The organism is Streptosporangium sp. NPDC000095 (genome assembly GCF_042899335.1).
Taxonomy (GTDB): domain Bacteria; phylum Actinomycetota; class Actinomycetes; order Streptosporangiales; family Streptosporangiaceae; genus Streptosporangium.
In genome coordinates this window covers 455,837-481,125 of sequence record NZ_JBIAZS010000004.1, presented here as the reverse complement: position 1 = coordinate 481,125, position 25,289 = coordinate 455,837, and the positions used below count along the sequence as shown (strand labels likewise).

Annotated in this window: 19 protein-coding genes and 1 pseudogene; 13 read left to right on the top strand and 7 right to left on the bottom strand. The window is 71.6% G+C overall.

Going from position 1 to position 25,289, the window contains the following annotated elements; translation table 11 throughout:
• Window positions 1-218 precede the first annotated feature (218 nt).
• The gene (locus tag ACFY3V_RS12955) at window positions 219-659 is read right to left on the bottom strand and encodes an acyl-CoA thioesterase (protein ID WP_389772871.1); all 441 of its coding nucleotides are present in this window, start codon (window positions 657-659) and stop codon (window positions 219-221) included.
• 1 nt (window position 660) lies between these two features.
• On the bottom strand, window positions 661-1,290 hold the full coding sequence (locus ACFY3V_RS12950) for a TetR/AcrR family transcriptional regulator (protein WP_389772868.1): 630 nt from the start codon (window positions 1,288-1,290) through the stop codon (window positions 661-663).
• A 261-nt stretch (window positions 1,291-1,551) separates the two neighbouring features.
• Between ACFY3V_RS12950 and ACFY3V_RS12945 the strand changes: the two genes are divergently transcribed.
• Both ACFY3V_RS12945 and ACFY3V_RS12940 read left to right on the top strand, forming a co-directional pair.
• Window positions 1,552-3,060, top strand: a complete 1,509-nt coding sequence (locus ACFY3V_RS12945) for an MFS transporter (protein WP_389772865.1) — start codon at window positions 1,552-1,554, stop codon at window positions 3,058-3,060.
• Between the two features lie 256 nt (window positions 3,061-3,316).
• Window positions 3,317-4,330: an enolase C-terminal domain-like protein gene (locus ACFY3V_RS12940; protein ID WP_350944170.1), complete on the top strand. Its 1,014-nt coding sequence runs from the start codon at window positions 3,317-3,319 to the stop codon at window positions 4,328-4,330.
• A 180-nt stretch (window positions 4,331-4,510) separates the two neighbouring features.
• Here ACFY3V_RS12940 and ACFY3V_RS12935 read toward each other — a convergent pair whose 3' ends face one another.
• The gene (locus tag ACFY3V_RS12935) at window positions 4,511-6,019 is read right to left on the bottom strand and encodes an LCP family protein (protein WP_389772861.1); all 1,509 of its coding nucleotides are present in this window, start codon (window positions 6,017-6,019) and stop codon (window positions 4,511-4,513) included.
• Window positions 6,020-6,369: 350 nt separating this feature from the next.
• Between ACFY3V_RS12935 and ACFY3V_RS12930 the strand changes: the two genes are divergently transcribed.
• The 4 genes from ACFY3V_RS12930 to ACFY3V_RS12915 all read left to right on the top strand — a co-directional run bounded on the left by ACFY3V_RS12930 (window position 6,370) and on the right by ACFY3V_RS12915 (window position 10,171).
• Complete coding sequence (locus ACFY3V_RS12930) at window positions 6,370-7,308, top strand: alpha/beta hydrolase (protein ID WP_389772858.1); 939 nt, start codon at window positions 6,370-6,372, stop codon at window positions 7,306-7,308.
• A gap of 298 nt (window positions 7,309-7,606) precedes the next feature.
• A complete protein-coding gene (locus ACFY3V_RS12925) occupies window positions 7,607-8,227 on the top strand; it encodes an RNA polymerase sigma factor (RefSeq protein WP_362900544.1) in 621 nt (206 codons plus the stop codon).
• Window positions 8,220-9,275, top strand: coding sequence for a CU044_5270 family protein (locus ACFY3V_RS12920; protein WP_389772855.1), 1,056 nt, complete (start codon window positions 8,220-8,222; stop codon window positions 9,273-9,275). The genes ACFY3V_RS12925 and ACFY3V_RS12920 overlap by 8 nt, the downstream gene beginning before the upstream one ends.
• Complete coding sequence (locus ACFY3V_RS12915; protein WP_362900548.1) at window positions 9,272-10,171, top strand: hypothetical protein; 900 nt, start codon at window positions 9,272-9,274, stop codon at window positions 10,169-10,171. The genes ACFY3V_RS12920 and ACFY3V_RS12915 overlap by 4 nt, the downstream gene beginning before the upstream one ends.
• Before the next feature lie 149 nt (window positions 10,172-10,320).
• Here the strand turns inward: ACFY3V_RS12915 and ACFY3V_RS12910 are convergent, their stop codons facing one another.
• Window positions 10,321-11,898 carry a prolyl oligopeptidase family serine peptidase gene (locus ACFY3V_RS12910; RefSeq protein ID WP_362900550.1) on the bottom strand — a complete coding sequence of 526 codons (1,578 nt, stop codon included), beginning with the start codon at window positions 11,896-11,898 and terminating at the stop codon, window positions 10,321-10,323.
• A gap of 83 nt (window positions 11,899-11,981) precedes the next feature.
• Between ACFY3V_RS12910 and ACFY3V_RS12905 the strand changes: the two genes are divergently transcribed.
• The 3 genes from ACFY3V_RS12905 to ACFY3V_RS12895 all read left to right on the top strand — a co-directional run bounded on the left by ACFY3V_RS12905 (window position 11,982) and on the right by ACFY3V_RS12895 (window position 17,872).
• Window positions 11,982-13,109 (top strand): exonuclease SbcCD subunit D, encoded by a 1,128-nt coding sequence (locus ACFY3V_RS12905; RefSeq protein WP_350944158.1) that lies wholly within the window; start codon window positions 11,982-11,984, stop codon window positions 13,107-13,109.
• Window positions 13,110-17,309: an AAA family ATPase gene (locus tag ACFY3V_RS12900; protein WP_389772851.1), complete on the top strand. Its 4,200-nt coding sequence runs from the start codon at window positions 13,110-13,112 to the stop codon at window positions 17,307-17,309.
• Between the two features lie 266 nt (window positions 17,310-17,575).
• Complete coding sequence (locus ACFY3V_RS12895; RefSeq protein ID WP_389772848.1) at window positions 17,576-17,872, top strand: hypothetical protein; 297 nt, start codon at window positions 17,576-17,578, stop codon at window positions 17,870-17,872.
• Between the two features lie 154 nt (window positions 17,873-18,026).
• Here ACFY3V_RS12895 and ACFY3V_RS12890 read toward each other — a convergent pair whose 3' ends face one another.
• The gene (locus tag ACFY3V_RS12890; RefSeq protein ID WP_362921880.1) at window positions 18,027-18,542 is read right to left on the bottom strand and encodes a MarR family transcriptional regulator; all 516 of its coding nucleotides are present in this window, start codon (window positions 18,540-18,542) and stop codon (window positions 18,027-18,029) included.
• Between the two features lie 39 nt (window positions 18,543-18,581).
• On the opposite strand from ACFY3V_RS12890, the pseudogene ACFY3V_RS12885 reads away from it, so the two are divergent.
• Window positions 18,582-19,397 (top strand): annotated as a pseudogene (locus ACFY3V_RS12885) (EamA family transporter); the annotation flags it as partial.
• Window positions 19,398-19,484: 87 nt separating this feature from the next.
• Here the strand turns inward: ACFY3V_RS12885 and ACFY3V_RS12880 are convergent.
• Window positions 19,485-20,492, bottom strand: coding sequence for a DUF418 domain-containing protein (locus ACFY3V_RS12880; protein ID WP_389772844.1), 1,008 nt, complete (start codon window positions 20,490-20,492; stop codon window positions 19,485-19,487).
• Between the two features lie 165 nt (window positions 20,493-20,657).
• Here ACFY3V_RS12880 and ACFY3V_RS12875 point away from each other — a divergent pair, with 165 nt between their 5' ends.
• The 3 genes from ACFY3V_RS12875 (at window position 20,658) to ACFY3V_RS12865 (ending at window position 23,808) form a co-directional block, all read left to right on the top strand.
• Complete coding sequence (locus tag ACFY3V_RS12875; RefSeq protein ID WP_389772842.1) at window positions 20,658-21,428, top strand: histidine kinase; 771 nt, start codon at window positions 20,658-20,660, stop codon at window positions 21,426-21,428.
• A gap of 106 nt (window positions 21,429-21,534) precedes the next feature.
• The gene (locus tag ACFY3V_RS12870) at window positions 21,535-22,233 is read left to right on the top strand and encodes a response regulator transcription factor (protein WP_362900840.1); all 699 of its coding nucleotides are present in this window, start codon (window positions 21,535-21,537) and stop codon (window positions 22,231-22,233) included.
• Between the two features lie 42 nt (window positions 22,234-22,275).
• Window positions 22,276-23,808 carry a serine/threonine-protein kinase gene (locus ACFY3V_RS12865; protein ID WP_389772838.1) on the top strand — a complete coding sequence of 511 codons (1,533 nt, stop codon included), beginning with the start codon at window positions 22,276-22,278 and terminating at the stop codon, window positions 23,806-23,808.
• 215 nt (window positions 23,809-24,023) lie between these two features.
• Here ACFY3V_RS12865 and ACFY3V_RS12860 read toward each other — a convergent pair whose 3' ends face one another.
• The gene (locus tag ACFY3V_RS12860; protein ID WP_389772835.1) at window positions 24,024-25,286 is read right to left on the bottom strand and encodes an RNA-guided endonuclease InsQ/TnpB family protein; all 1,263 of its coding nucleotides are present in this window, start codon (window positions 25,284-25,286) and stop codon (window positions 24,024-24,026) included.
• Between the last annotated feature and the right edge of the window lie 3 nt (window positions 25,287-25,289).

Below are 25,289 nucleotides of genomic sequence, written 5' to 3'. Positions count from 1 at the left end.
TCAGGGGACGACGGCCCCGGCCCGCCGTGCGCGGTCCGTGGCCTGGACCTGAACCGGGCCGTGGCACGGTCAGTGGTCCGAGGGACCCGAACCGGGCCGTGGCGCGGTCCGCGGCGTGAGTGACGCGGACCGGATTGTGGCGCGGCCGGAACGTGCGGCGCCCGGGCCGGCTCGTGGCGCGGTCGGGGTTGAGGAGGCCGGGCCGGCTCGTGGCGTGGTCAGGGCGTGAGGGCGAGCAGTTGCTTGAGGGAGTCGCGCAGGGGCTCGCTCATCGGGCTCGGTCGCAGCGTGGCCGGGTCGAGCCTGACCTGGACCCGGCGGCCCTCGGCGTGCACGACGGTGTGGTCGGCCGACAGCACACGGAAGCCGTACACCACGCTGGTGGTGCCCAGGCGTTCCAGCCAGAAGTGCACCGCGGCCTCGCCCACGGTGTTGATCGGCGTGTGGTAGGTGATGGAGAACTCACGTACCACGAAGAAGATCTCGGCGAAGTGCGACCGGGCGGGGTCGAACGGCCACCCCTGCTCGGCCCAGTAGTCGGACAGCGCCCGCTCGAGAAGCAGGACGTAGCGGGCGTTGTGGACGACGCCCATCGCGTCGAGGTCGTCGAAGTGGATCTGGACGGGCTGGATGTGCCCGCTCCGCAGGACGGTCGTCATGTCAGGTCTCCGGGAGGACGCCGGGGTCGGTCGAGAGGGAACGGAGCCGTTCGAGGACGGCCGTGCGCGCGAACCGGTAGCTGTGCTCGCGTTTGAGCAGGTGGGTGTGGACGACCACGACCGAGCCGAGTGCCTCGATCTCGAAGGCGAGCTGGGCGGGGTCGGTGCCGGGCCGCAGCTCGCCCAGCTCGATCGCGAGCTCGCTGAGCCGGGTCAGCAGGTTCATCCAGCTGCCGACGGCGTCGGCGACGGCGTCGTGGACCGGGCCGGGGCGGTCGTCGAACTCGCCGTCGACGGTGCCGAAGAAGCAGCCGCCGGGCAGGTGTCCCGCGCGGTAGAAGTCGATGCGGCGCTCGTGCAGGGTCCACAGCCTGCGCACCCCCCGAGGGCCGCGCAGGGCGGGCTCGACGATGTGCTCGGTCCACTGTTTTCTGGCGTGTTCCACGATCGCGAGTTGAAGCGATTGTTTGTCGGACCAATGAGTGAAAAGTCCGGACTTGCTCACGCCGAGTGTCGCGGTCAGCCGGGCGAGTGACAGGCCGTCGAGCCCTTCGACCGAGGCGAGCCGGACGGCGGCGTCGAGGACCGTCCGGCGAGTGCGCTCTCCGCGCTGGAGTCGTCCGTCGATCATGTCTGGAACCCTAGCAAACAATATGACCGAACGGTCGTTAATATTCTTCGCCGCTTCGCCGCTTCGCCGCTTCGCCGCTTCGCCGCTTCGCCGCTTCGCTGGGCTTGGCCTCCCGCGTCGTGGGCGTCGGCCGGAATCGACGTGAAACGGTATGGGGCGCCCCGAGCCCGGCCTCCCGCGTCGGTGGACACCGGTCCTACGACCAAGGGCTGATCCGGGGGCCGATGCGTGCCGCCGCGCGGTGGCCGTACCGTCGACCCCATGACCACCGTGATGACCGACAAGCCTCCCGCCGGGATATTCGCCCGGAGCCACCGCGCTCTCACGGTCGGGATGGTGGCCCTCATCTTCCTGGCCGCCTTCGAATATCTCGCGGTGGCCACCGCGATGCCGGTCGTGGCCGACGAGCTGGACGGTCACGCGCTGTACGGGCTGGCGTTCAGCGGGGCGCTGGCGGCCGGGGTGGTCGCGACGGTGCTGGGCGGGTGGTGGGGGGATCGCAAAGGGCCGGTCGCGCCGTTGTGGACCGGGGTGGCGATCTTCGCCGTCGGGCTGGTCGTCGCCGGGGCGGCGCCGACGATGGACGCGTTCATCGTGGGCCGGTTCGTACAGGGATTCGGCGCGGGCATCCTGCAGGTCTCGATGTACGTGCTGGTCTCGCGGTCCTACCCGGCGGAGCTTCATCCCCGGGTGTTCTCGATCTTCGCGACGGCCTGGGTGGTGCCCTCCATGGTGGGACCGGTGATCACCGGCATCGTGGTGGAGAACGTGGGCTGGCGCTGGGTCTTCATCGGCGTGACGGGGATCCTCCTCCCGGCGGCGCTGCTGCTCTGGCGCGGGCTGGCCTCCGCGCCGATGGCGAAGCCGGAGAAGGCCGAGACGGAACCGGTGCCGGTGTCAGCGGGACCAGGGGCGGGGGCGGTGATGGAGCCGGTTCCGGAGGCCGGCGCGGGTGCGGCGGTGTCAGGGACGGGTGAAAGAGAGGTGACGAAGCGGCCGTCCGGCGCCCGGTCCTCGATCGCGCGCCGGCTGGGCTGGGCGCTGCTCGTCGCGGCAGGGGCGGCGCTCATACAGTACGGCGCGTCGGCGCTCACGGAGGCCGGCGGCGCGGCGCGCGGCACCGGGTTCGTCCTGCTCGCCGCTGGCCTGGCCACGTTGATCGCGGCTCTGCCCCGGCTGCTCCCCCCGGGAACCCTGCGCGCGGCCCGTGGGCTGCCCTCGGTGATCTCCCTGCGCGGGATCGCGGCGGGCGCGGCCATCGGGGGTGAGGCGTTCCTGCCGCTGATGCTGAACCAGGAGCGTGGCCTGTCGCTGACGATGGCCGGTCTCACCCTGACCGGCGGCGCGCTGAGCTGGTCGTTCGGGTCCTGGCTGGTGGGCCGCAAGCGGTTCGACCGGGTTGTGGTGCTGCGTTCCGGCTCGGTGCTGATCGCCGCGGGCCTCGCGCTGATGGGCCTGACCGTCTTCGCCGTCGTCCCGGTCGCCACCGCCTTCCTCGGCGAGATCATCCTGGGCTTCGGTATAGGCATCGTCTACCCGACGCTTTCCGTGCTCATCCTGGAGCTGTCGCCCCCGGGGCAGGAGGGGGAGAACAGCGCGTCGCTCGGTGTCGCCGAGTCGGTCTACACGGTCGTCGCGGTAGCGATCACCGGGGCTCTCCTCGCGGCCCTGGGCGCCTCGGTCGCCGTCTACGTGCTCTGTTTCGGGCTGACGGCGCTGATGGCGGCCACCGGGGCACTCGTCGCCGGCCGGGTCCTGCCCAGGACGTGAGACCTGCTCGTCTCTGCGCTCCGAACCCCCTGCGCGTCCGAGACCTCAGGTGGAAGGGGGACTCTCCACCGAATCCCCCTTCGCGCCGGAGGCGTTCACCAGACGCCGTGGCACCATGGGAAGAACGCCGTTCTTCGTGGTGTTGAGGGGGGAGTCCCGCCTTCGGGCGGGATTCGTGTTTCCTGGCCCGGCTTCTCCGGGCACGGAAAGTCGCCGGAGTCCGAGGTCGTTCGGGCTCGGAGAGATCGAGGGGTCCATGCCGCGTATCCGTGAGCTCGAGGTGTTCCGGCTGATACTGCCGTACGGCAGGCGGCCGGAGAGCATCCTCGTCCGGCTCACCGACTATGGCGGGATGACCGGGTGGGGCGAGGTCGTCGATGCCGACCCCAAGACCTGGGTCGCGCTGGAGGAAGGGCTCGCGCAGGCGCTGATCGGCGTCGACTGGGAGCATCCCGACGAGCTGGGCTCGATTCCCGGGGGGTCGGCCGCCGACATGGCCTGCTGGGATCTGTGGGCGAAGATGCGCGGGGTGCCGCTCGCCCACGCGCTGGGCGGCACCCGCACCTCACTCATGGCCACCGTCAGGATCGGCGCGGAGCGCAACCTGGAGAGCCTGGTCGCGCGGGTGAACCGGCACGTCTGCGCCGGGTACGCCCACGTCACCCTGGACGTTCACCCGGGCTGGGACATCGAGCCGCTGCGCGCCGTCCGTCAGGCGTACCCGGCGCTGGGCATCGGCGTGGACGCCCGCGGCGCCTACACCGACATCGGCGCCCTCGAGGCGCTGGACGCCTACACGCTCTCCGTCATCGAGCGCCCCTTCGCCGGTCTCGCGAGTCTCGGCGACCATGCCGACCTGCAGGAGCGCGTCGCCGCCCCGGTGCTGCTCGAGGTCTCCTCGGCCGAAGAGCTGGACGAGGCGGTCACCGCGAGGGCGGGCCGGGCGCTGCTGCTCCGTCCCGCGGCCCTCGGCTCCCTGCGCGAGGTGCGGCGGGTGCACGACCGCGCGGTGCGCGCCGGGTGGGAGATCGCCTGCGCGGGAGGAAAGGGAACCGGGCTGGCCCGCGCGGCCACCGTAGCCGCGGCCAGCCTGCCCGGCTGCGACCTGCCCTGCGACGTGGCCGAGCCGCCGCGCAGCGCGCAGATCGTCGACCCGCCGGTCGGCGCCTCGGGCGGCGTGGTGGCCGTGCCGCTCACCCAGGTGGGGCTGGGGCACCGCATCGACGAGGACCGGGTCCGTCGCCTGTCCAAGGAGTCGTACCTGGCTTGACGCGCTCCCCGGCGTGAAAGCCGGAGCGCCGGCCCGCCATGTGGTGGCCGAGGGCCTGGTGACGGATCGTGCGGGAGGTCGACCGCGCCCTGGCCTGTCCGGGGAACCCGGTCGCGCTTCGGCCGTCGTCCGGAGGACCGTCGCCAGGAGAGCCGTCGTCCGGAGACGGGTGGCCCTCGCTCAGCCGCAGCCTTCGGTGATGCCCTTGGGAGTGGTCGGGTCCGGTTTCGCCGTGGCGCTCGTTCCCGGGAGGGGCGTGCGGGTGGGCCCTTGCTCAGCCGCAGCCTGGGGGGTGCGGGTGGGTTCTTGCTCGGTGGTGGCCTTCGGGGTGGCGCCGGGGGCCGCGGTGGCGGTGAGAGGGCGCCGGGTGACGACCGAGGCGCGCAGAGCCTTGGCGGTGACCGTACGGATCTTGGTCCAGTCGGGGTAGCCGGTGTTGATCAGCGGCGGGACGAACTGGACGCTGGTCACCTTCGCGTTCTTGACCTTCAACGCCAGCGGCACGAGGTGCTCCAGCATCGGGCGCGGGATGTCGGTCCGCAGCAGTTCCTTGGTGGCGAGCGCGACCTGGTTGAACCTGGACAGTACGGTCGCCGGGTCCGACTGGGAGAGCAGCGCGCCCAGCACGCAGCGCTGGCGTCCCATCCGGGTGTAGTCGTCGCTGTTGGTGCGCGAGCGGGCGAACCACATCGCGTCGGCGCCGCGCAGTTTGCGGGTTCCGGCCTTGACCAGGCCCTCGTCGTACTTGCCGAAGACCACGTCCTGGGGAACGGTGAGCGTCACGCCTCCGATCGCGTCGATCAGCCGGGCGAACCCCCACATGTTGACCAGGGCGTACCAGTCGATCTTCAGCCCGAGCGTGTAGCCGACCGTGTCGACGAGCGTCTTGGTGCCCTGGTTCTTACGGCCCCCGAAGATCTCCGGATGCGAGTCGGCGTACTCCCAGACCGCGAAGAGCAGGTCCTCGCGCGAGCCGTCGGGGTTGGCCGGGAGCCGGAACCCGTCGGGAAAGCGTTTCGCCATGGGGGAGCCGGGGACGAAGCGGACGTTCTCCAGGTTGCGCGGCAGGCTGAGCAGTACGGTGTTGCCGGACTTGACGTCGATGCTGGCCACGTTGATGCTGTCGGTCCGCACGCCCACCCGGTGGGTGTCGGCGTCACCGCCGAGCAGCAGGATGTTCACCCGGTCGCGGCCCGCCCAGGGGTCCTCCTCGCGGCCGTCCCCGTCGCTCGCGGGACGCGGTGTGGACGGAGCGTTGAAGACGTCGTCCAGTGCCGACTGCGAGACCGCCGCGTACTGCCCGACCAGGCCGAACGGCAGGAGTACGGCCACCGCGAGTGTCCCCGCCACGCCTCCGGCGATCGCCTGTCCCGTACTGGGCAGCGTGCCGGGGTTCATCACCACGAACGAGTGCACGATCAGCGTGAACCAGGCGACGCCGAGCGCGAGGGAGGCCACTGTGACGACGGTCAGCCAGGAGGAGGTGACCAGCTGCCCGGCGAGGTCGGCGAGGTCGGAGGTGAGCGCGACCCAGAGCAGGGCCAGCAACAGCGCCGCGTACGCGCACAGGATCGCCAGTCCCGTCCTGCGCCATCCGGCACGCAGATGCGCGGCGCCCGGGGCGACGGCGGCCAGTGCCGTCCAGCCGATGACCGCACCGACGCCGGGCGGCTTTGATCTGTCCCGCAATTGCTCCCCGTTTCCTCGCGCTTGACCGCCGCAGGGGAGATGGTAGGGGGGCGAAACCAGGCCGCGGGCGACAAACGGGTGAACAAACCGGGAAGCTAATACGCCTATATCTCATCATTTCTGCTGCAATCGGGTTCGATCAGGGTTTCGCGGAGATCGAAAAACAGCGCCGCCGCAGTGATCCCCGATGATCCCCGACGCCCCTCGACCTCTCACGCGCGCTCGGCGCCGCCGAGAACACCGCCGCCTTCCCGGACGAATCACCCCGGTCCTCTTCCCGCGTGAGGCCCCGAAGCCCTTCGGGAGGTCCCGATGCGGCCGGATGATTCGCACGAACTACCCTGACCGTCATGCCCGACGTTCTCGGTCCCGACTACGAGCTCACGGTCCTGCCGATGGCCGACGACGACGAGGGCACGGTGGTGGCCTCACTGGTGCGGCGACGGGCTCCCGAGCCCGCCCGCGGCGCCGTGCTCTACGTGCACGGCTTCACCGACTACTTCTTCCAGACCCACCTGGCCGACCACTTCGTCGCGAGGGGCTTCGACTTCTACGGCCTCGACCTGCGCAAGTACGGCCGCTCGCTGCTGCCGCACCAGACCCGCGGGTTCGTGCGCAGCGTCACCGAGTACTTCCCGGAGATCGACGAGGCGGTACGCGTCATCCGCGAGCGCGACGGGCACGACCGCGTCGTCCTCAACGCCCACTCCACCGGCGGCCTGATCGCCCCGCTCTGGGCCGACCGGGTCCGCGGCCGGGGCCTCGTCCAGGCGCTGGTGCTCAACAGTCCCTTCCTCGATCTCAACGTCCCCCTTCCCGTGCGGATCGCCGCCGACCTGCTGCGAAGACAACTGTCCAGGCTGCCCGCCCGCGCCGTCCTGCCCCTGGTGGCCGCCACCGCGTACGGCACGAGCCTGCACCGCAGCCACCACGGCGAGTGGGACTTCGACCTGGACTGGAAGCCCATCGGAGGGTTCCCGGTGCACGCGGCCTGGCTGGGGGCGATCCGCCGGGCACAGCGCAGGCTGCACGACGGCCTCCGGGTGGACGTGCCGGTGCTGGTGCTCTGCGCGGAGAAGGGCCTGCGGCTGCGCGCCTTCATGCCCGAGGCCCAGGAGGCGGACGTCGTGCTCGACCCCGGCCAGATCGCCCGATGGTCGACCAGCATCGGCTCGCACGTGACGTGCGTCCGGGTGCGGGGCGGGATACACGACCTGGTGCTGTCACCCGAACCGGTCCGCAGGCGCGTCCTCGCCGAGATGGACCGCTGGCTCGACGGCTGCCTCTAGGCCCGTCCGCCGGGAGATGCCCCCTCGGCGACTCCGGACTCGTCTCCGGCGGCTTCGGTGGCGGGCGTTCACCGGTAGCCGCGTTTCCCGACGCCCGGCGTTCAAAGTTGCCTGGTCGGCACGAGTGTCAGGCCTCCACGGGCGTCGAGTGCGGAGTCGTGGTCCAGAGGCGTCGGCGTGCCCGCCTGTCAGTGTTCGAACGGTCGGCGTTCGAAGGCGTGGGGCGTTCACGGGTGCCGGGCACTCGTTGGTGAGAAGGGCCGTGAAAGCGAAATGTCCCATCGGTTGAGTAGAAGGCGTGACTGCCAAAGTGACACGTCCGGTCGGCCGAGCCGATCCGCCGGGGGAGATCAGCGACGCGACCCTGCTTGAGCTGTCGCTCCGTAGTCCAGAACGGTTCGGTGAGATCTACGACCGGCATTTCCGCGAGATCCACGGCTACCTGGGCAGGCGACTCGACCAGCAGGCCGCCGACGACCTCGCCGCCGAGGTGTTTCTCACGGCGTTCAGGAAGCGCGATCGGTTCGACCCCGAGCGCGGCGAGGTACGTCCCTGGCTGTACGGCATCGCCACCAACCTGATCGGGCTGCACCGCCGTACCGAGACCCGGAGGCTCGCGGCGCTACGGCGCAGTGCCGCGGCACAGCCCAGTGCGGAGCACGGCCACGAGGAGCGCGTGGCGACCCGCGTCGACGCGCTGAACGCCCAGGAGCGCCTCGCCGGGGAGCTGCTGGCGCTGCCCGACGGCGACCGGGACGTGCTGATGCTGAGCGCGCTGGGCGAACTGAGCCACGAAGAGGTGTCTAAGGCGCTCGGCATCCCGTACGGCACCGTCGGATCCCGGTTGTCGCGGGTGCGTAAGAGGCTCCGCGCCGCCCTGGGCGGCGTCAACCCCCTGCATGGAGGTTCCAATGGATGACTACCAGGCGGTGCGGGAGCTGTTGCCCGTGCCGCCGCTGTCGCTCGAGGTGGAACAGGCGGGACGCGAACGACTGAACGCCGCGTTCGCCACGAAGCGGGCACGGCGCTCCCTCCGGGCCGCCTGGTGGAGCGCGCTGGGCCTCGGGCTGGCCGGCGCGGCGGCGGCGACCCTGGTCGTCACCTCGGCGGCGCCGCCGAGCCCGCCCGCCACACGTGGCGTGATCGCCGCGCAGGACGGCAAGCGGTTCCTGCTGGCCGCCGCGGCCTCGGTGGCCTCCATGTCCGACGACGGCGCGTGGTGGGGAAGCACCCTGGTCAGCGGCGAGGAGTTCCGTTCTCCCGGCGGTGGCTACACGCTGCGGCAGACCCGGTTGGAGGAGAGCTGGATCCCCGCCGACCCGGAGGCGAGGACCTGGTACCGCTGGACACGTCTTGGAGTCAAGCCCGCGACGCCCCGGGACGAGGAGGCCTGGCGCGCGGACGGAGCGCCGACCTCGTGGACCTACGAGGGAAACACCCCGGGGATGCTGTCGTTCGACGAGCCGCCGGGCGTCGTACGGGCGGCGCGGGGGAAGCCGGACACGTTTTCGAGCGAGGACTGGGACTTCCGTGTCGTGATGGCGGGCCGACCGCTGACCAAGCTGGAGCAACTGCCCGACACCTCCGAGGACCTGCGGGAGCTTCTCAAGGGCACCGACGAGCGGTCGACCGTCGACAACGTCGTCCGCCTGCTCTTCTTCGCGCCGGTGACGAGCGGGACCAGGGCCGCCGCCTACCGGCTGCTGGCCTCGATGCCCGAGACCGACGCCGTCGGTCAGGTGACCGACGTGCTGGGCCGCACCGGGCAGGCGGTCGAGTACCGCTCAGGGGAGTTCCCCACGAGACCGTACGCCGGGGAGACGCGGACGCGGCTGGTGGTCGATCCGGGCAGTGGAGCACCCCTTTCCCTTGAGACCCGCTCCGTGGCCGACGGCATGCTCCTGAATTTCACCGCCGTCAGGGAAAACCGCTGGGCCGATGACAACCCACTGAAGGAGAAGAAATGAGATATCCGATGACCGTACTGGCCGGGCTGCTGCTCACCGGTCTGCTCGCCGTTCCCGCGGTTGCCGCCACACCGCCCGAGGCCGACTACTGGCGCGTCGAGGTGGTGCAGACCAGGGACCACCCGCGTCCGGTCGGCAGTGGCTACACCGTTACGGAACGATCGGTCAGCGTCGACTGGCAGACGCCCGACGGCAAGCTCTGGGGCGCCTACCGCGAGCTGGGCGCCCGGCCCAAGAGCGAGAAGGACAGGGCGGCCTGGAAGGCCGACGGTTCGCCGACCTCGTGGACCTATCGCACGGAGGGCATGAAGATCTCCCTGTCCACCAAGCCCGGAGAAGGGTACGTGAAGAAGACGCCGAAGTGGCCCGGTGGTTTCCAACTGGGCGGCGAAGCGCGGTTCGTCACCTACCGGCAGCTCCAGTCGCTGCCCACCGATCCCGCCGCTCTGCGGGCGTACATGGTCAAGGACGTGCGGGCCTGGATCGACAAGTCCGCCGAGGAGGCCAAGATCACCTCTCCGAAGTCCACGATCGACGACTGGCTGAACAACCTGGATCGGTACGTGGCCGAGTACGCGATCGATCTGCTCTACAAGAACCCGGTGCCGCTCAAGGTCAGGTCCGCCGCCTACCAGGTGTTGAAGACCACCAAGGGTGTCAAGGACCTCGGCCGAGCCAAGGACCCGCTGAACCGCTCAGGCCAGAAGTTCGCCCTGCCGCCCTTCGTCCAGAAATACCAGAAGGGCTGGTCGCTCGACGAGCGGTTCGTCGTGGACACCACCACGATGACGCTGCTCGCCCACTACGTCGACTCCTCTGACAAGGGCAAGAGCAGGGTCGACTACTACAGGGTCGGCTGGACCGACGACAAGCCCGCCATCCCGGCCGCCGACTGACCCCGCGCTCCGTACGCCGACCTGGCCGGCGCCCGCCATCTCCCCAAAAGGGGCCTTCGCGTTCCCGGGACCCACGCGCCCCCGGGAACGCGTCGCGGGGAGACGGGTCATCCAGGGAAACTCGCGAGGACCGGACGAGGTGAGCGGTCCTACCAGGGGAAGGAGAACAGGCCGTAGTAGGCGGCGGCCACCAGCAGCAGGCCGGTGCCGCCCAGCACGCCGGCGACCGCGAAGCTCTGCGGGCGCGAGGGCTGCCAGCCCTCGCGCAGTCCCGACACGACGGCCGCCACGCCCGTGACCTCCTGCAGCAGCATCAGCAGTGCCAGGATCCTGATGACCAGCCACCCGGCGAGCACCGCGGGCCACGCCCCGGCCTGGTTGACCGAGAACAGCACGAGCAGCGTGATGAACGCCACCACCGAGACGAGCAGCCCGACCCCGGTCCACGCCATCCGGCGGAACCGCCGCCGGATCGGCGGCCAGATCAGGGCGTCGGCCTGCGCCGCGGTGGCGCGGCCCCGCAGTCGCGCCGCCATCTCCGCGACCGGCCCGACCACGTAGCCGACCACGGCGAGGCAGAGCGTCAGGCCGATCATCGTGCCCCCGGCGTACCAGGGGGCGGCGGGAACATCGCTCGCCTCCAGGCGCTGTACCGGTGTGGCGCCGGCGATGTGCACCGAGGGCTTGGCCGTGTCCGGCAGACCCGTCACCCAGTTGGACAGCGTCCGCAGGTAGTCGGGGACGAGGGGACCGCCGTGGAAGCGCATGCCGTGGTCGGCGCGGTCGAGGTAGCGGATCGTGTAGCCGTCGTTGCCGCCCTCGGTGAGGGCGTCGGTCAGCGCCTTGCTGCTCTCCACGAACGGGATCGAGGGGTCGCGCGTGCCGTACAGGGCCAGGACCGGCTGCCGCATCTCGCGCAGCGCGGGCAGGCCGTCGTAGCGCAGGAAGTCCGCGTCGACGGCGCCGATCGCGCGGATGAGCAGCTCGCGCACCCCGCTGGGCGCGTACAGCCGCTGGAGCTGCTCGCCCAGCGCCCACGTCACCTGCCGCATGGGGGAGACGTTGGGGGACGACACCAGCACGGTGAACCCGACGGCGCTGCTCTCGTTGGCCGCGATGGGCACCACCCAGCTGCCCTCGCTCACCCCCCAGAGTCCCACCCTGGCCGGGTCGACGTCCTCGCGTGAGCGCAGCTCCTTCAGCACGCGCAGGGCGTCGCGGGCGAGGAGGCCGAAGTCGCGCTTGAGGAAGTCGTAGCCCACGGTCCGCTTGTCGTAGACGAGGGTGACGATCCCGGACCTGGCCAGCCACTCGGCCTGGGTGGTGAACTCGCCCCTGACCCCGGGGCCCGCGCCCTGCACGAAGACCAGCGCCGGGTGTCGTCCGGGGGCGACCGGCGCGCGGATCGTCGCACCCAGCGGCGTACCGTCCTCGGCCGTGACGGTGATGTCCTGCGTGGTGATCTGCCTGTTCGCGGCGACCGGACGGAGCTCTGCGGGCGGCTGGGGGGGAAGGGTCTGGAAGACCGGGTCGGCGTGCAGAGGGGTCGGATCGAACGGCGGCGGCAGCGTGTAGCCCACCGTTGCGAGAATCACCAGGATCAGGCCGGATGCGACGCTCAGGACGCCACGGCCCACCTGGATGTCACCGCGATCCCCGATGGTGATCCGCCTCCGTGCTCGTCGCCGGCTCCGGTATCGTTCCTTCCGATCTTCAAGCGTACTCATCGCCGCCATCCCCGAACAGAGCGGGGGATCGGCGTGACGTGAGTGGCCACATTTGTCGCTGAGTCCTGTTAGCTTCGTGCGACATGCGGGTGTTGCACACATCGGACTGGCACCTGGGCCGATCGTTCCACCGGGAGAGCCTCCTGGCGGCCCAGGGCGTCTTCGTCGACCACCTGATCGAGACGGTCAGGTCGGAGCGGATCGACGTGGTCGCGGTCGCCGGTGACGTCTACGACCGGGCGCTTCCCTCGGTCGACGCGGTCGATCTGTGCAACCAGGCGCTGCGACGGCTGGTCGACGCCCGCGTGCGCACCGTGCTGATCAGCGGCAACCACGACTCGGCCCGCCGCCTCGGCTTCGGCGCCGACCTCATCGACGCGGCGGGTGTCCACCTGCGTACCGATCCGGGGCGGGTCGGCGAGCCGGTCGTCGTCGACGACGTCGCCTTCTACGGCATCCCCTACCTGGAGCCCGAGCTGGTACGCGCCCCCTGGGAGCTGTCCGAGCGCACCCACACCGCCGCGATCGAGCACGCGATGTCCCTGGTCCGCGCCGACCTCGCCCGGCGCGGTCCCCGGTCGGTGGTCCTCGCCCACGCGTTCGTGACCGGAGGGCGGGGCAGCGACAGCGAGCGCGACATCAGCGTGGGAGGCGTCGCGCACGTTCCGGTGCGCGCCTTCGACGGCGTCGACTACGTGGCGCTCGGCCACCTGCACGGCCGCCAGCGGATGAGCGAGACCGCCCGCTACTCCGGCTCCCCGATCGCCTACTCCTTCTCCGAGGCCGGTCAGACGAAGGGCTCCTGGGTGGTCGACATCGGTCCCGGCGGGTACGAGGGCGCCGAGTTCGTCGAGGCCCCGGTGCCCAGGCCGGTCAGCCGCCTCACCGGCCGCATCGACGACCTGCTGACCGCTCCCGAGCACGCCCGTCACGAGGAGCACTGGCTCCAGGTGACGCTCGTCGACCGGATCAGGCCCAAGGGTGCGATGGAGCGGCTCAGGGCCCGCTTCCCGCACACGCTCGCCCTGTCCTTCGAGCCCGAGGGCGGGGGCGAGGAGACCGTGACCCGCGCCAGGGCGGCCGGGCGCCCCGAGATCGACGTCGCTCTCGACTTCGTCCGCGAGGTGCGCGGCGAGGCCGCCGACCCCGCTGAGACCCGGCTGCTGCGGGAGGCCGTGGAGTTCTCCCGTATGAAGGAGGCGAAGGCGTAGATGCGCCCGCACCGTCTGTGGATCACCGCTTTCGGCTCCTTTCCCGGTGAGGAGCAGGTCGACTTCGACGCCCTCGCCGAGGCGGGGCTGTTCTTGATCCACGGCCCCACCGGCGCGGGCAAGACCACCGTGCTGGACGCGCTCTGCTACGCCCTGTACGGCAGGGTGCCCGGCAGGCGCGACAGCGCCAAGAGCCTGCGCTGCGACCACGCGCCTCCTGGGCGTGGGCCCAGCGTGGCGCTGGAGGTCACGGTGCGGGGCCGCAGGCTGAAGATCACCCGTTCACCGGCCTGGCAGCGTCCCAAGCTCAGGGGCACCGGCACGACCAGGGAGAACGAGAAGGCGCTTCTCCAGGAACTCGCGCCATCCGGGGAGTGGGTGGGGCTCACGACCAGGGTCGACGAGGCCGGGGAGTTCGTCGGCACCCTGCTCGGCATGAACGCCGAGCAGTTCCTCCAGGTCGCGATGCTGCCCCAGGGAGACTTCGCCAAGTTCCTGCGCGCCGACGGCGAGGAACGCCGCAGGGTCCTGGAGCGCCTGTTCTCGGTGAAGGTCTACGCCACCGCCGAGTCCTGGCTCGCCGAGCAGCGCACCGAGGCGTACCGCGAGCAGCAGGCCCTCCGCAAGGAGGTCGACTTCGCCGTCAAGCGACTGGAGGAGGCCGCGGGTCCCGCCCTGCTGGCCGCGCTGGACGCCCTCCCCGACTCGGGGCTCCCCGCGGAGTCGATGGAGCCGGTGGGATTCGCGGGCCCCGCGAACCCCACGAACCCTGTGGACTCCGCGAACTCCGCGAACTCCGTGGAGGACGACCCGCTGGGGTGGGCCCGCGCGCTTGAGGAGCTCGCACGCCTGGAGGCCGCGCGGCTGGACGGGCAGGGAGCCGAGGGCGAGGGCGCCGTACGGCGGGCACGCGAGAGCCTGGAGCGCGGTGCCGCGCTGGCCGACCGGCGACGGCGTCACGCCGAGGCGCTGACCCGGAGCCGGGCGCTGGAGGAGACGGCCGAGGAACGCGCGGACCTGGAGATCATCCTGGAGGAGGCGTCGGCCGCCGACCGGGTGCTGCCGCTGATCCAGAGCGCCGAGCAGCGCGCCGAGGCCGCGTCCAAGGCCCACCGGCTGGCCGCCGACGCCGTCGCCCGCGCCCTTCCCCTCCTCGGTGCTCCCGTCGGCCGGTGGGGCGTCGTCCGCGACCGCACCGGCACCGCGCACGACGGTGACGATGTGGCGGGTGCGGGCCACGGCGACGGGACCAGCGCCCACACGGGCGGTGGCGCTCCTGGCGGCGCCCGTGCCGGCATGGGCGCCGATGCTTACGGCGAGGCTCGTGACCACGCGGGTGCGGGCGCTCGCGGTGACGTCCGTGACCATACGGATGCCGGTGCGGACCGCCGCCACGCGGTGCTCGGCCACCTGGTCGCGCTGGAACGCGACCGCCAGGGCGAGATCACCCGCCTGGGCGAGCTGCGAGCGGAGGAGTCACGCCTGGCGGGAATCGTCCAGGAGCGGGAGAGGGCCGTTCGCGAGATCGCCGAGCTGGCCGCCGCGCAGGCGGAGACCGACGCCCGCCTGGAGGTCCTCCCCGGCCTCCGCAGGGAACTGGACGAACGCCTCACCGCCGCACGCCTGGACGCGGCCCGCGTCCCCGCGGCCGAGTCGGCGGTGGAGGCCGCCGTCACCCGTCTCCGGGCGGCCGAGCAGCGCGACCGCCTCGCCGCCGACCTGTCCGCGGCCCGCACCGACCTCGCCGCCGGCCTGGCCGTCCTCTCTCCCGAGGTTCGCGACCCCTTGGGCCTCGGCGAGGCCCTCGGTCTCGAGGACGTCCGTGAAGCCCTGGGGCCCGGTGGGCCTCTCGACCCCGACGAGGGCCGTGAGGCTCCCGGCCCCAAGGAAATACGTGAGCACCTCGACCCCGGGAAGGTTCGTGAGGTTCTCACCGTCCGGGAGAGGGAGTGCGGGCGGGAACTGGCCGCGCTGGAGGGGCTGCGGGCCGAGGAGGACCGGCTGGCCGAGGTCGACGGGCTGATCGCCGCGTTCGACGCGGAGCTCCCGGAGGTAGTCCGGCAGGAGGCCGAGGTCCGCGAGATCCTGGAGAGGCTGCCCGCCGCCTCGGCGGAGGTGTCGGCTCGGCTCGGTGAGGCCAGGGCCGCAGCGGCGGGGGTCCCGGCGGCGCGGGCGAGCGTCGACACCGCCACCGCGGTGCTCGCCGCGGCACGGCGCCGCGAGATTCTCCGCGCCGAACTGGAGTCCGCCCGCGCCGCGCGGACGGACGCCGCCGACTTCGCCCAGACGCTCCGTGACCGGCACCTGGACATCCGGCAGTCCAGGATCGACGGCATGGCCGCGGAACTCGCCGCGAAGCTCACCCCGGGCCACCCCTGCGCGGTCTGCGGCTCACCCGAACACCCCGCTCCCGCCGCCCCTGCCGACGAGGCACCCACCGCCGACGACGAGCGCGTGGCCCAGAGCGCCTACGAGGCGGCCATGGAACGCCGTCAGGCCGCGGAAAACACCGTCACGACGCTGACCCTGCGCCTCGACGAGGCTCTCGCCGTCGCGGGTGAGACGACCGGGGAGGAAGCGGGGGAGATCCTCGCCGAGGCCGGCAGGAAGCTTGAGGCGCTGACCTCTGCGGCGAGCGCCGAGGAGACCCTCGCCGCCGAGGTGGAGCGGATCACCGCCGAGCTGGAGGACGCGAGGAGCCGGGCGGCGGAGATCGCCGGGCGGCTCGCCGAGGGACGCGCCCGCCGCGCGGGCTGGCAGACCGAGCGCGAGCGTCTCACCGCCCGCCTGGACGACGCCCGGGGCGCCGACCCCACGGTGCGGGCCCGCCGCGACCGCCTGGCACGGGAGATCGCGCACCTGTCCGCCGCGCTCGCCGCCGCGACCCGCGTGATCGAGTTCGCCGCCGCCCACCGCGAGGCGAGCGACAGGACCGGCCTGGCCGTACGGGACGCCGCGGACGAGCTCACCGGGGCGGAGCGGGCACTGGCCGCGCTGCGCGAGTCGGCGCGGGCCGAGACGGCGCTGGTGGCCGAGGTCGAGAAGGTCGCCGCCGAGTCCGACCGGCTCGGGGAGCGTTCACGCGAGCTCGCCGTCGGGCTGGCCTCCCGCCGGACGAACGCGGAAAGGCTTGCCGTCGAGGCCGAGCGGCTGACCGCGCGCCTCGACGAGGCGCGCGGCGAGGACCCGACGCTGGTCGCCAGGCTGGACCGGCTCGCCGACGAGGCCGAGCTGCTGCGGGAGGCCGTCGAGGCGGTCAGGGACGAGCGGGTCGCCGCCGAGGAGCTCGTGGCGGCCCGTAACCAGGCGCTGGGCGCCGTCGTCGAGGTGGGTTTCCTCGGGCTCGACGACGCCCGCGCGGCCGTCCGCTCCTCCGCCGAGCGGGGGGAGAAGACCGCCCGGCTCCGCGAGCTCGCCCAGGAGGGCGCCGCGGTCGCCGCGATGCTCGCCGACCCCGAGCTGGTCGCCGCGGCGGCCGAGCCGGAACCCGACCTCGCGGCCTTGCGTGACGCGCGGGACGCGGCCGACGCCGCCCACGCCCGCCTGCTGTCCGAACGGGACCGGGGCGAGGCCCGCCTCGCGCGGCTGGCCGCGCTCCGCACCGAACTGGCCGAATGCCTGCGACGCTGGGAGCCGGCCGACGAGCGACACCGTCTGACGGAACGGCTCGCCACCCTGACCGGCGGCAACTCCGCCGACAACCGCTGGAAGATGCGGCTGTCGTCCTACGTGCTCGGCGAGCGCCTCGGCCAGGTGGTCGCGTCGGCGAACGAACGGCTCGACCACATGTCGGGCGGGCGTTATCTCCTGGAGCACAACCGTGACCGCTCCGCCGGAGACCGGAGCAGGTCCGGCGGCGGGCTCGGCCTGCACATCCTGGACAGCTGGACCGGTGTGGGCCGCGACCCGGCGACCCTCTCCGGCGGCGAGAGCTTCATCACCTCGCTCGCCCTCGCCCTCGGCCTCGCCGACGTGGTGAGCGCGGAGGCCGGGGGAGTGGAGATCGGCACGCTCTTCGTCGACGAGGGCTTCGGCACCCTGGACGAGGACACCCTCGACGGGGTGCTCGACATCCTCGACGGCCTGCGCGACGGCGGTCGTGCGGTCGGCATCGTCAGCCATGTCGCCGAGCTGCGCACCCGGGTGCCCGCGCAGCTGCACATCCGCAAGGAACGCCGAGGTTCGACGGTCCGTCAGTGACGCGCCCGACGACGACACGGCCCGGGGACGGTCGGTGCAGGATTCCGGCGCGACTCCGCCGCGCGTCGGCGCGGCCCCTGTGGGCGCGTCGGAGGGAGGACATCTGAGATGTCTCGGTGCCTGTGTTTCCCATTTCCGGCTAAACGGATGGGTCCTCCGCTTAGCCGGTTACGATGGTCGGCAAGAGACACTCGTCGTGTGGAGGTTCTGTGGTATTTCGGGCGCCGCTTCCGAAGCGGGCGATCGGCCGTTTCAATTCGTGTGTCATGACGTTGCGCTCCTCTCCTCGATGGGGCCGGCGGATCAGCGAACGCCTCACGGTCGTCACCTATACGGGACGCCGCTCGGGACGCACCTTCAGCACACCCGTCGCCTTTCAGCGTGTGGCCGACACCGTCACGATCGGTGTTCAGTTTCCCGACGCCAAGACGTGGTGGCGCAACTTCCTGGGGGCGGGCGGGCCGATATCGCTGCAGCTGGACGGCGTCGATCGTGCGGGGCACGCGGTCGCGAGACGTGACGAAGCGGGTCGTGTCACCGTCACCGTCCGTCTGGACGGCTGACAGACCCAACGGCTGACAGCCCCGTACGTGGGTCGACGCGCGCCATGCGCGCCGTCCGAACGACCTTGGACGTGTCCGCCGTCCGAACGACCTCGAACGACGAGCGGGCCCCCGCTTTTCAGCGGGGGCCCGCTCTCGTCCGCCCGCGATCGGTTCAGATGTCCGTCCGGAGCGGGGCCTCGAAGCGGGTCAGCCAGGTGGTGAGGAGTGATTCGAGGTGTGCGGCCTCCTCGGGGGCCAACTCGTCGAGGAGGCGGCGTTCGTTGCGCATGTGCTCGGCGAACGCCCGGTCGATCAGTTCCCTGCCGGCGTCGGTGAGTGCGACCACCCGTCCGCGGCCGTCGCTCTCGCTCGGGCGGCGGGTGACCAGTCCGTCGCGTTCGAGCCGGTCGATGCGTTTGGTCATCGCGCCGGTGGTGACCATGGTGAAGGCGGCGAGTTCTCCGGGGGCGCGCTCGAAGGGTGGTCCGCCGCGTCGCAGGGTGGCGAGGACGTCGAACTCTCCCTCGCCGAGCCCGTAGCGCCGGTAGACGACACAGAGTTGTTCGGTGAGGTGCCCGGCGAGGCGGTGCAGGCGCCCGATCACCCCCTGCGGGCTCACATCCAGGTCCGGCCGCTCGCGGGCCCATTCCTGCTGGATGCGGGCCACGTGGTCCAGGGGTTCGCTCATGTCTGGAGTGTAGCTTCCAGGGAAGCTATATTGTCTTCCATGGAAGCTAATTTCCGCTGGACGTCGGTCACGGCGATGGCGCCGATCGCGTGGGGGACGACCTACTTCGTCACCCACCAGTTCCTCCCGCCCGGCTATCCGCTGTACGGGGCGGTCATCAGGGCGCTGCCCGCGGGACTGCTGCTCCTCCTCATCGGCAGGAGGCTTCCCCGGGGGGCGTGGTGGTGGAAGTCCCTGGTCCTCGGGACTCTCAACATGAGCGCGTTCTTCGCGCTCGTCTACCTGGCGGCCCAGCTGCTTCCGACGAGCGTCGCCTCGACGATCATGGCGACGTCGCCCATCGTGATGATGCTCCTGGCCTGGTCGCTGCTCTCGGAGCGCCCGCGGGTCCTGCACCTGGCCGGAGCCGGCGTCGGCATCGCGGGGGTCTGCCTCATGCTGCTCACCGGTGCGACCGCCGTCGACCCCCTCGGTGTTCTCGCGTCCGTCGCGGCCATGGTGATGTCGTCGTTCGGATACGTGCTGACCAAGAGGTGGAGCACCGAGGTCGACGTGCTTTCCTCGACCTCGTGGCAGCTCGTCGCCGGAGGTCTCGTCCTGCTGCCCTTCGCCGTCGCGGTGGAGGGCGCCCCGCCGAGCCTGGACGGACCCGAGACCCTCTGGTTCGTCTATCTCAGCGTCGTCGCGACGGCGCTCGCCTTCGTCGCCTGGTTCGCCGGACTGCGACACCTGACGGCGGGAACGGTGGGACTCGTCGGGCTGCTGAACCCGGTGACCGGGGTGCTGCTCGGCACGGTGATCGCCGCGGAGGTGCTCACCGCGCGACAGCTCTGCGGGCTGGCGCTGGCCCTCCTCGGGATCCTTCTCGGGCAACCCGTCGCGGCACGCCTCGCCGCGTTCGTCCCGGCCGGTAGGAAACACCGGACGCGCCCGGTGGACCGGTCAGGGGGTGCGGCGCAGGGACGGACGCCGGGCCCAGGTGGCCCAGCGCCAGAGCCACTCCAGCGGGCCCTGGCGGTAGCGGCGCAACCAGAGCGTGGACACCAGCCACTGGGGGACGAGAACGGCTCCCGAGATCAGGAGCACCGTCGCCGATGACCAGTCGTCCGGCGAGCCGCCCACGAGGTGGGCGGTCCCCAGGACGAGGAGCGTGGCCGACAGGTAGTTGGTCAGCGCCATCCGGCCCAGCGGCGAGAAGACCCCCAGCAGCACCGGCCGGAACGGCGTCTTGAGCGCGAGCAGCAGCACACACACGTATCCGCCCGCCATCAGCAGTCCGGCGAGGCCGAACCAGGTGTTGAAGTACGCCCCGTCGGCCCGCGTCCCGACCTGCAGCCACACGGCGGGCACCGCCCCCGCCGCGAAGAGCAGGGCGAGCGCGGCCGGGACACGCACCGAGCGCTCCAGCCGGTCGATCACGCCGTACCGGGTCAGCACCGAGCCCAGCAGGAACAGTCCCGGCACCAGCGGCACCCCGTTGCCGCCCAGGATCAACGGCGTCGCGACGAGGACGGCGGCGAGCCAGGCGACGGCCCGACGCGGCAACCAGGTCGAGGGCAGCAGCACCACCAGGCCGACGACGGCGTAGACGGTGAGGATGTCGCCCCGCCACAGCAGGAACATGTGCGCCAGGCCCACGGCGAGCAGGACCAGGAGCCGACGCAGCAGGAGCACCCGGGGGCGCGGGGCGTGGCGTCCCGCGGAGTCCAGCAGCAGCGAGAAGCCGACGCCGAACAGCACCGAGAAGATCGGGAAGAAGCGTTGGTCGACGAAGAGGCCCAGCCCCAGCCAGGAGTCGTCCTGACCAGCCGTCACCACCGGCCGCATGGCGTCCGTGGTGTGGATCATGTGGGCGATCGGCTTGACGTTGGCGAGCAGGATTCCGCACAGGGCGAACCCGCGCAGCACGTCGAGCGCGACGACCCGCGACCGGCCGGAGGAGGTCGTCATGGGGTGTCCCTGTCCGGTGGCATCCGGCGTCGGGGGAGGAGTTTCGGGTGGCATGGGACCCCATCCTGCGGACCCGAGCTCGCTCCCATATCGGCGGAAAGCAGGGAAAGGACCGTACTTTCGGCCGGTACTGGCCGGCGGGGTGCCTCGCCTAGCCTGAACGCCGTGCGTGTTCCCGATCGGTTCAAGACGGCGGCCGACGCCGGGCTCGGCGTCGTGTTCGCGGTCGCCGTGGCCTTCCAGGCGTACCAGATCGCCGACAGCTGGGGCGCCGAGCACTCGCCGTTCGGCGCGGTGGTCGCGGCCTCGGTGTGCGCGCTCGCCCTGATGCGCCGCCGCGACCCGCTGTGGATCGCCGTCGCCGGTCTGGCCGTGGCCGCGCTCGCCGTCCTCGCCACCCGCCTCGTCCACCTGCCCGCGGAACCCAGTCCCGCCGCGTTCCTGGGGCTCGCGGTGCTCGTCGGCTCCGCGGTCAGGACACTGCCCGTCCGCGCGGCCTGCGCGGTGGGCGCCGGAGGTCTGGCCGTGGTGGCGAGTGGTTTTCTCGCCAACCCGGGCTCGGCCGTGCCGGTGCTGAACGGTCTGCTCTGGCTCGCCGCCGTGGTGACCGGGACCGGTCTCCGGCTGCTCGCCGTCCGGCGGCGTACCGTCGCCGAGCGGATACGGCGTGCCGAACGCCTTGAACTGGCCAGAGAGCTGCACGACGTCGTCGCCCACCATGTCACCAGCATCGTGCTCCAGGCCCAGGCCGCCCAGCTCGTCACCGCCAGGCACCCGGAGGAGGCGACCGACTCCCTCGCCGACATCGAAACGGCGGGCTCGGAGGCCCTGGCCGCCACCCGTCGCGCGGTCGGTCTCCTGCGCGACGCCGCTCTTGCCGCCGCTCCCGACGCCGGGGGCCGCGAACGGCTCGGCGAGCTCGGCGAGCACCGATGACACCGCCCGCACCCGCCGGAGGGCGTCGGTGCCGTACGGTGCCGTTCGTGTCCGTCAGGGCACCTCGGCGTCGGACGACACCGCCCGAGCCCGGCAGGGGGCGCGGATGACCATCCGGGTGCTGCTCGCCGACGACCAGGCGATGATCCGGGCCAGCCTGCGGACCATTCTCGAAGACCAGCCGGACATCACCGTGGTCGCCGAGGCCGGCGACGGTGTCGAAACGATCGAGCAGGCCCGCAGGACCCGTCCGGACGTGTGCCTGGTGGACATCCAGATGCCCCGCCTCGACGGGATCGAGGTCGCCCGCACCCTGGCGGAGGCCCCGACGAAGGTGGTGATGGTCACCACGTTCGACCTGGACGAGTACGTCCACGGCGCACTGAGCTGCGGCGCGGCCGGATTCGTGCTGAAGGACGCGGGCCCGCGCCTGCTGGTCGAGGCCGTGCGGGCCGCGTACACCGGCGACGCGCTCATCTCGCCGTCCATCACGCTGCGACTGCTGCACCACCTCGCCGACCGCGGAGCCCGAACCGAGATCCGCGTGCCCGCGCGGCCCCTGACCGCGCGGGAGACCGAGATCGTCCGGGCGATCGGCAGGGGGCACACCAACCAGGAGATCGCCGACGGGTTGTTCATCTCGCTGAGCACGGTGAAGGGGTACGTCTCGGGCATCATGGTCAAGCTCGGTGTGCGCAACCGGGTCGAGATCGTGGCCTGGGCCTGGGAGAGCCGCGAGATGACACGGAGTGCCGAGGGCGCCTTGGAGGACGATCCGATAACCGGTCGGCATCGGATGCGGTGATAACCGCGACATGCGGGATCAATCATCGGGTAGGCATGCCCCATGGCTTCTTCATCTTCCTCACGGCACGAGGGGTGGTTACTGGCTGGGCGGTACCGCCTCGTGGCAGGGCTGGGCAAAGGCGGCATGGCCACGGTGTGGCAGGCCCACGACGAGCTGCTCGATCGTGAGGTCGCGGTCAAGGAGGTCGCGATCCCGGACCACCTGACCGTGCCGGAGCGCGAGGTCCTGCTGGAGCGCACCATGCGGGAGGCTCGCCTCGCCGCGCGGCTGAGCCACCCCAACATCGCCGCGGTGTACGACGTGGTGCGGGCCGACGACGACTGCCTGTGGATCGTGATGCAGCTCGTGCGCTCACGCAACCTCGCCGAGATCCTCGCGGAGGAGGGACCTCTGCTCGCTCCCACCGCCGCGCGCATCGGGCTGGAGGTGCTGTCGGCGCTGGAGGCCGCCCACGAGGTCGGCATCACACACCGCGACGTCAAACCCGCCAACATCCTGTTCACCGATGACGGGCACGCGATCCTGACCGACTTCGGGCTCGCCATCGCCGTCGACGAGGACGTGTCGCTCACCAGTGTGGGAATGGTGGTGGGCACGCCCGCCTACATCGCCCCCGAGCGTGCCGCCGGTCTCGAATCGAACGAGGAAAGCGACCTGTGGTCCTTCGGGGCCACCCTGTACGCCGCCGTTGAGGGCCGTTCCGCGTTCGGACGAGGCAGCGCACTCGCCACCCTCGCCGCCGTACTGACGGCCGACCCCGAACCGTTCCGGAACGCCGGCCCCCTGGCGCCCGTCATCACCGGCCTGCTCGAAAAGGATCCCGCCCGGCGCACCGACATCGCCCGTGCCAGGACACAGCTGGAGGAGGTGGCCACGCTCTGGGAGTGGGAGGCGGGCAGCACCGACGCACCTCTCCTCGCTGCTCGCGTCGCGGAGCCGACCCTCGACCAGGGGCCCACCGGCCGGTCCGAGGCCGACCTGCGTTCCACGGGGCAGTACCTCCGCGAGGACGCCGACCGTCAAACGGGCCGGCACCTTCGCGAGGACGCCGGTCGCCGTTCCACGGGGGGCCGCGCCCGTGAGGACGCCCGGCACACCCCGGTGCGTCAGCGGAACACCGAACGTCGGCACCTGGCGGCGGGTGTCGCGGCCCTGGCCGTCGGCGTCATTGTCGCCGCCGCCGTCACCGCCGAATGGCGCGGTGCGGGGACGAGCGGGGCAGGCGGGCCTGAGCGGGGCGCTCCCTCCGGCGCCGCCTCCGTCGCGCCGCCGCACCCCTCCCGTACCCCGGAGCCCTCGAAGACCCCGGAGCCCTCGAAGACCCCGGAGACCACAGAGACCCCGGAGCCCTCGAAGACACGGCAGGTGCTCGACGAACGGCAATCCACCGTCGTGTCTCGCCGCACAGGACAGACCGAGGCCGCCCCCAGGACGGCCACCGGGGCTCCCAGGGCCGGCACGTCTGGACCTGCCGTGAAGAAGGCGAACCCGAACAAGTACCGGAATCCGGCGCAGCGCGGCAAAGGCCAAGGAAGCAACCAGGGGAACCAGGGGAACGGCAAGAACAACTAGCCGGCCCGCTCAGGCGTGCGTTTCGCGGACGAGGCGAAGGCGTCGGCCCGTTCTCCTTCCGGAGAGAGGCCATACCGTCCGCTCCGTGCCGGAGATTCCCTGGTGCACACCGGCATGCCGGTGTTCACGCGGCGTCGCTCCCCGGGTGGCTCGTCACCCGTCCGTTTGAACTCCTCCCCGGCCTGAAGGCCGGAGATTCTCCCGTCACGTCGCGGTCAAGCGGCGCGCGGGGGTTGACGCTTCACAGACCGGGTAACCCCTGAGCCTCCACGTCCTGCCACCACAGTTCCTGCGGCGGTTTCGATATTGATCGCGGCGTTGGTGTCGGCGTGACCGGTCCACCCGCATGCGCGGTTGGTGCAGGAGAACCTGATCCCGTCGCGGGCGGCCGGGTCGCGGTGACGGCATCGGTGGCAGGTCTGCGACGTGCCTGCCGCCGGGACTTTCACCACCCGGCCGCCGCGATCAGCGGTCTTGTACTCCAGCATGGTGACGGTTCGGCCCCAGGCTTCGCCGCTGATCGCCCGGTTCAGCCCGGCTTTCTGTGCGATGTTACGGCCGGGCTGCTCGGCGGTGCCGCGTGCTGAGCGGATCATGTTGGTGATCTGCAGGTCTTCCACCCCGATCTCACTGAACGCTTCGGCGAGTTCGGTGCTGGTCTGGTGCTGCCAGCAGACGGCTCGGCGCTTGGCTGTCGCGCGGAGCCTGCCGATCTGGCGGTAGGTGCGGGCCTGCCGGTTCGAGATCGGCTGGCCCGTGCGATGGGTGGCCCGTTGCCGGGCGGCCTTCTTCTCCAACCGGCGCAGCCGTTCTTTCTCCCCCTCACTCAGCCACGGCCCATGTTCACGGGTGGTGCCGTCCGACATGGCCAGGGCGACGTTGATGCCCCGGTCGATACCGATCCGGCCACCCGGATGCGGTGCCGAGATCACGGCTGGGATCTCGGCACGAAAGACGATCTGCCAGCCGTAGGCGTCCTTGACCAGCCGGGCACCGGTGATCCGCCCGGCTGGCCCGCCTCGGGTGACGCCGGGCAGGTCTTTGGTCCACCGGAACCGGACCCGGCCGACTTTGGGCAGGTTGACCGCTCCCCACCGCCGGTTGATCCTCCCGATGTGCAGGTCACGGGCTTGGGGAACGTCCACCGCCATCCGGGAACGCCGGGACTTGAACGTCGGACGTTCGGCCGGATGGTCGGGGTTGAAGAAGTTCACCCATGCCTGCCGGTAGGTCTTCAGCACCGCCTGGGCGGCCTGGGCGGGAAGCCGGGCCATCCAGTCGATCTGGTGGCGGGCGACCCGGATTGCCTGGTCGCACGCTTTCACCGGAGCCAGTCGGCCCTGGCGGAACGTGGTGTATTCGTGCAGCAGGTTCCATAGCGTGCGAGCGGTGTGCGCCTGACCGTCCAGCAGCGCGCTTTGCGCGGCGGTCAGGTCGAGACGCGCCACGTGCGCCCGGACCCGCTTCTCCTGCTTCACTCG

Coding starts and splice junctions, on each gene's coding strand:
- ACFY3V_RS12890 (WP_362921880.1), bottom strand. CDS start 18,542: ATGAGCGAACCCCTGGACCACGTGGCCCGCATCCAGCAGGAATGGGCC.
- ACFY3V_RS12950 (WP_389772868.1), bottom strand. CDS start 1,290: ATGATCGACGGACGACTCCAGCGCGGAGAGCGCACTCGCCGGACGGTC.
- ACFY3V_RS12940 (WP_350944170.1), top strand. CDS start 3,317: ATGCCGCGTATCCGTGAGCTCGAGGTGTTCCGGCTGATACTGCCGTAC.
- ACFY3V_RS12920 (WP_389772855.1), top strand. CDS start 8,220: ATGGATGACTACCAGGCGGTGCGGGAGCTGTTGCCCGTGCCGCCGCTG.
- ACFY3V_RS12915 (WP_362900548.1), top strand. CDS start 9,272: ATGAGATATCCGATGACCGTACTGGCCGGGCTGCTGCTCACCGGTCTG.
- ACFY3V_RS12865 (WP_389772838.1), top strand. CDS start 22,276: ATGGCTTCTTCATCTTCCTCACGGCACGAGGGGTGGTTACTGGCTGGG.
- ACFY3V_RS12905 (WP_350944158.1), top strand. CDS start 11,982: ATGCGGGTGTTGCACACATCGGACTGGCACCTGGGCCGATCGTTCCAC.
- ACFY3V_RS12880 (WP_389772844.1), bottom strand. CDS start 20,492: ATGACGACCTCCTCCGGCCGGTCGCGGGTCGTCGCGCTCGACGTGCTG.
- ACFY3V_RS12930 (WP_389772858.1), top strand. CDS start 6,370: ATGCCCGACGTTCTCGGTCCCGACTACGAGCTCACGGTCCTGCCGATG.
- ACFY3V_RS12870 (WP_362900840.1), top strand. CDS start 21,535: ATGACCATCCGGGTGCTGCTCGCCGACGACCAGGCGATGATCCGGGCC.
- ACFY3V_RS12900 (WP_389772851.1), top strand. CDS start 13,110: ATGCGCCCGCACCGTCTGTGGATCACCGCTTTCGGCTCCTTTCCCGGT.
- ACFY3V_RS12955 (WP_389772871.1), bottom strand. CDS start 659: ATGACGACCGTCCTGCGGAGCGGGCACATCCAGCCCGTCCAGATCCAC.
- ACFY3V_RS12945 (WP_389772865.1), top strand. CDS start 1,552: ATGACCACCGTGATGACCGACAAGCCTCCCGCCGGGATATTCGCCCGG.
- ACFY3V_RS12895 (WP_389772848.1), top strand. CDS start 17,576: ATGACGTTGCGCTCCTCTCCTCGATGGGGCCGGCGGATCAGCGAACGC.
- ACFY3V_RS12910 (WP_362900550.1), bottom strand. CDS start 11,898: ATGAGTACGCTTGAAGATCGGAAGGAACGATACCGGAGCCGGCGACGA.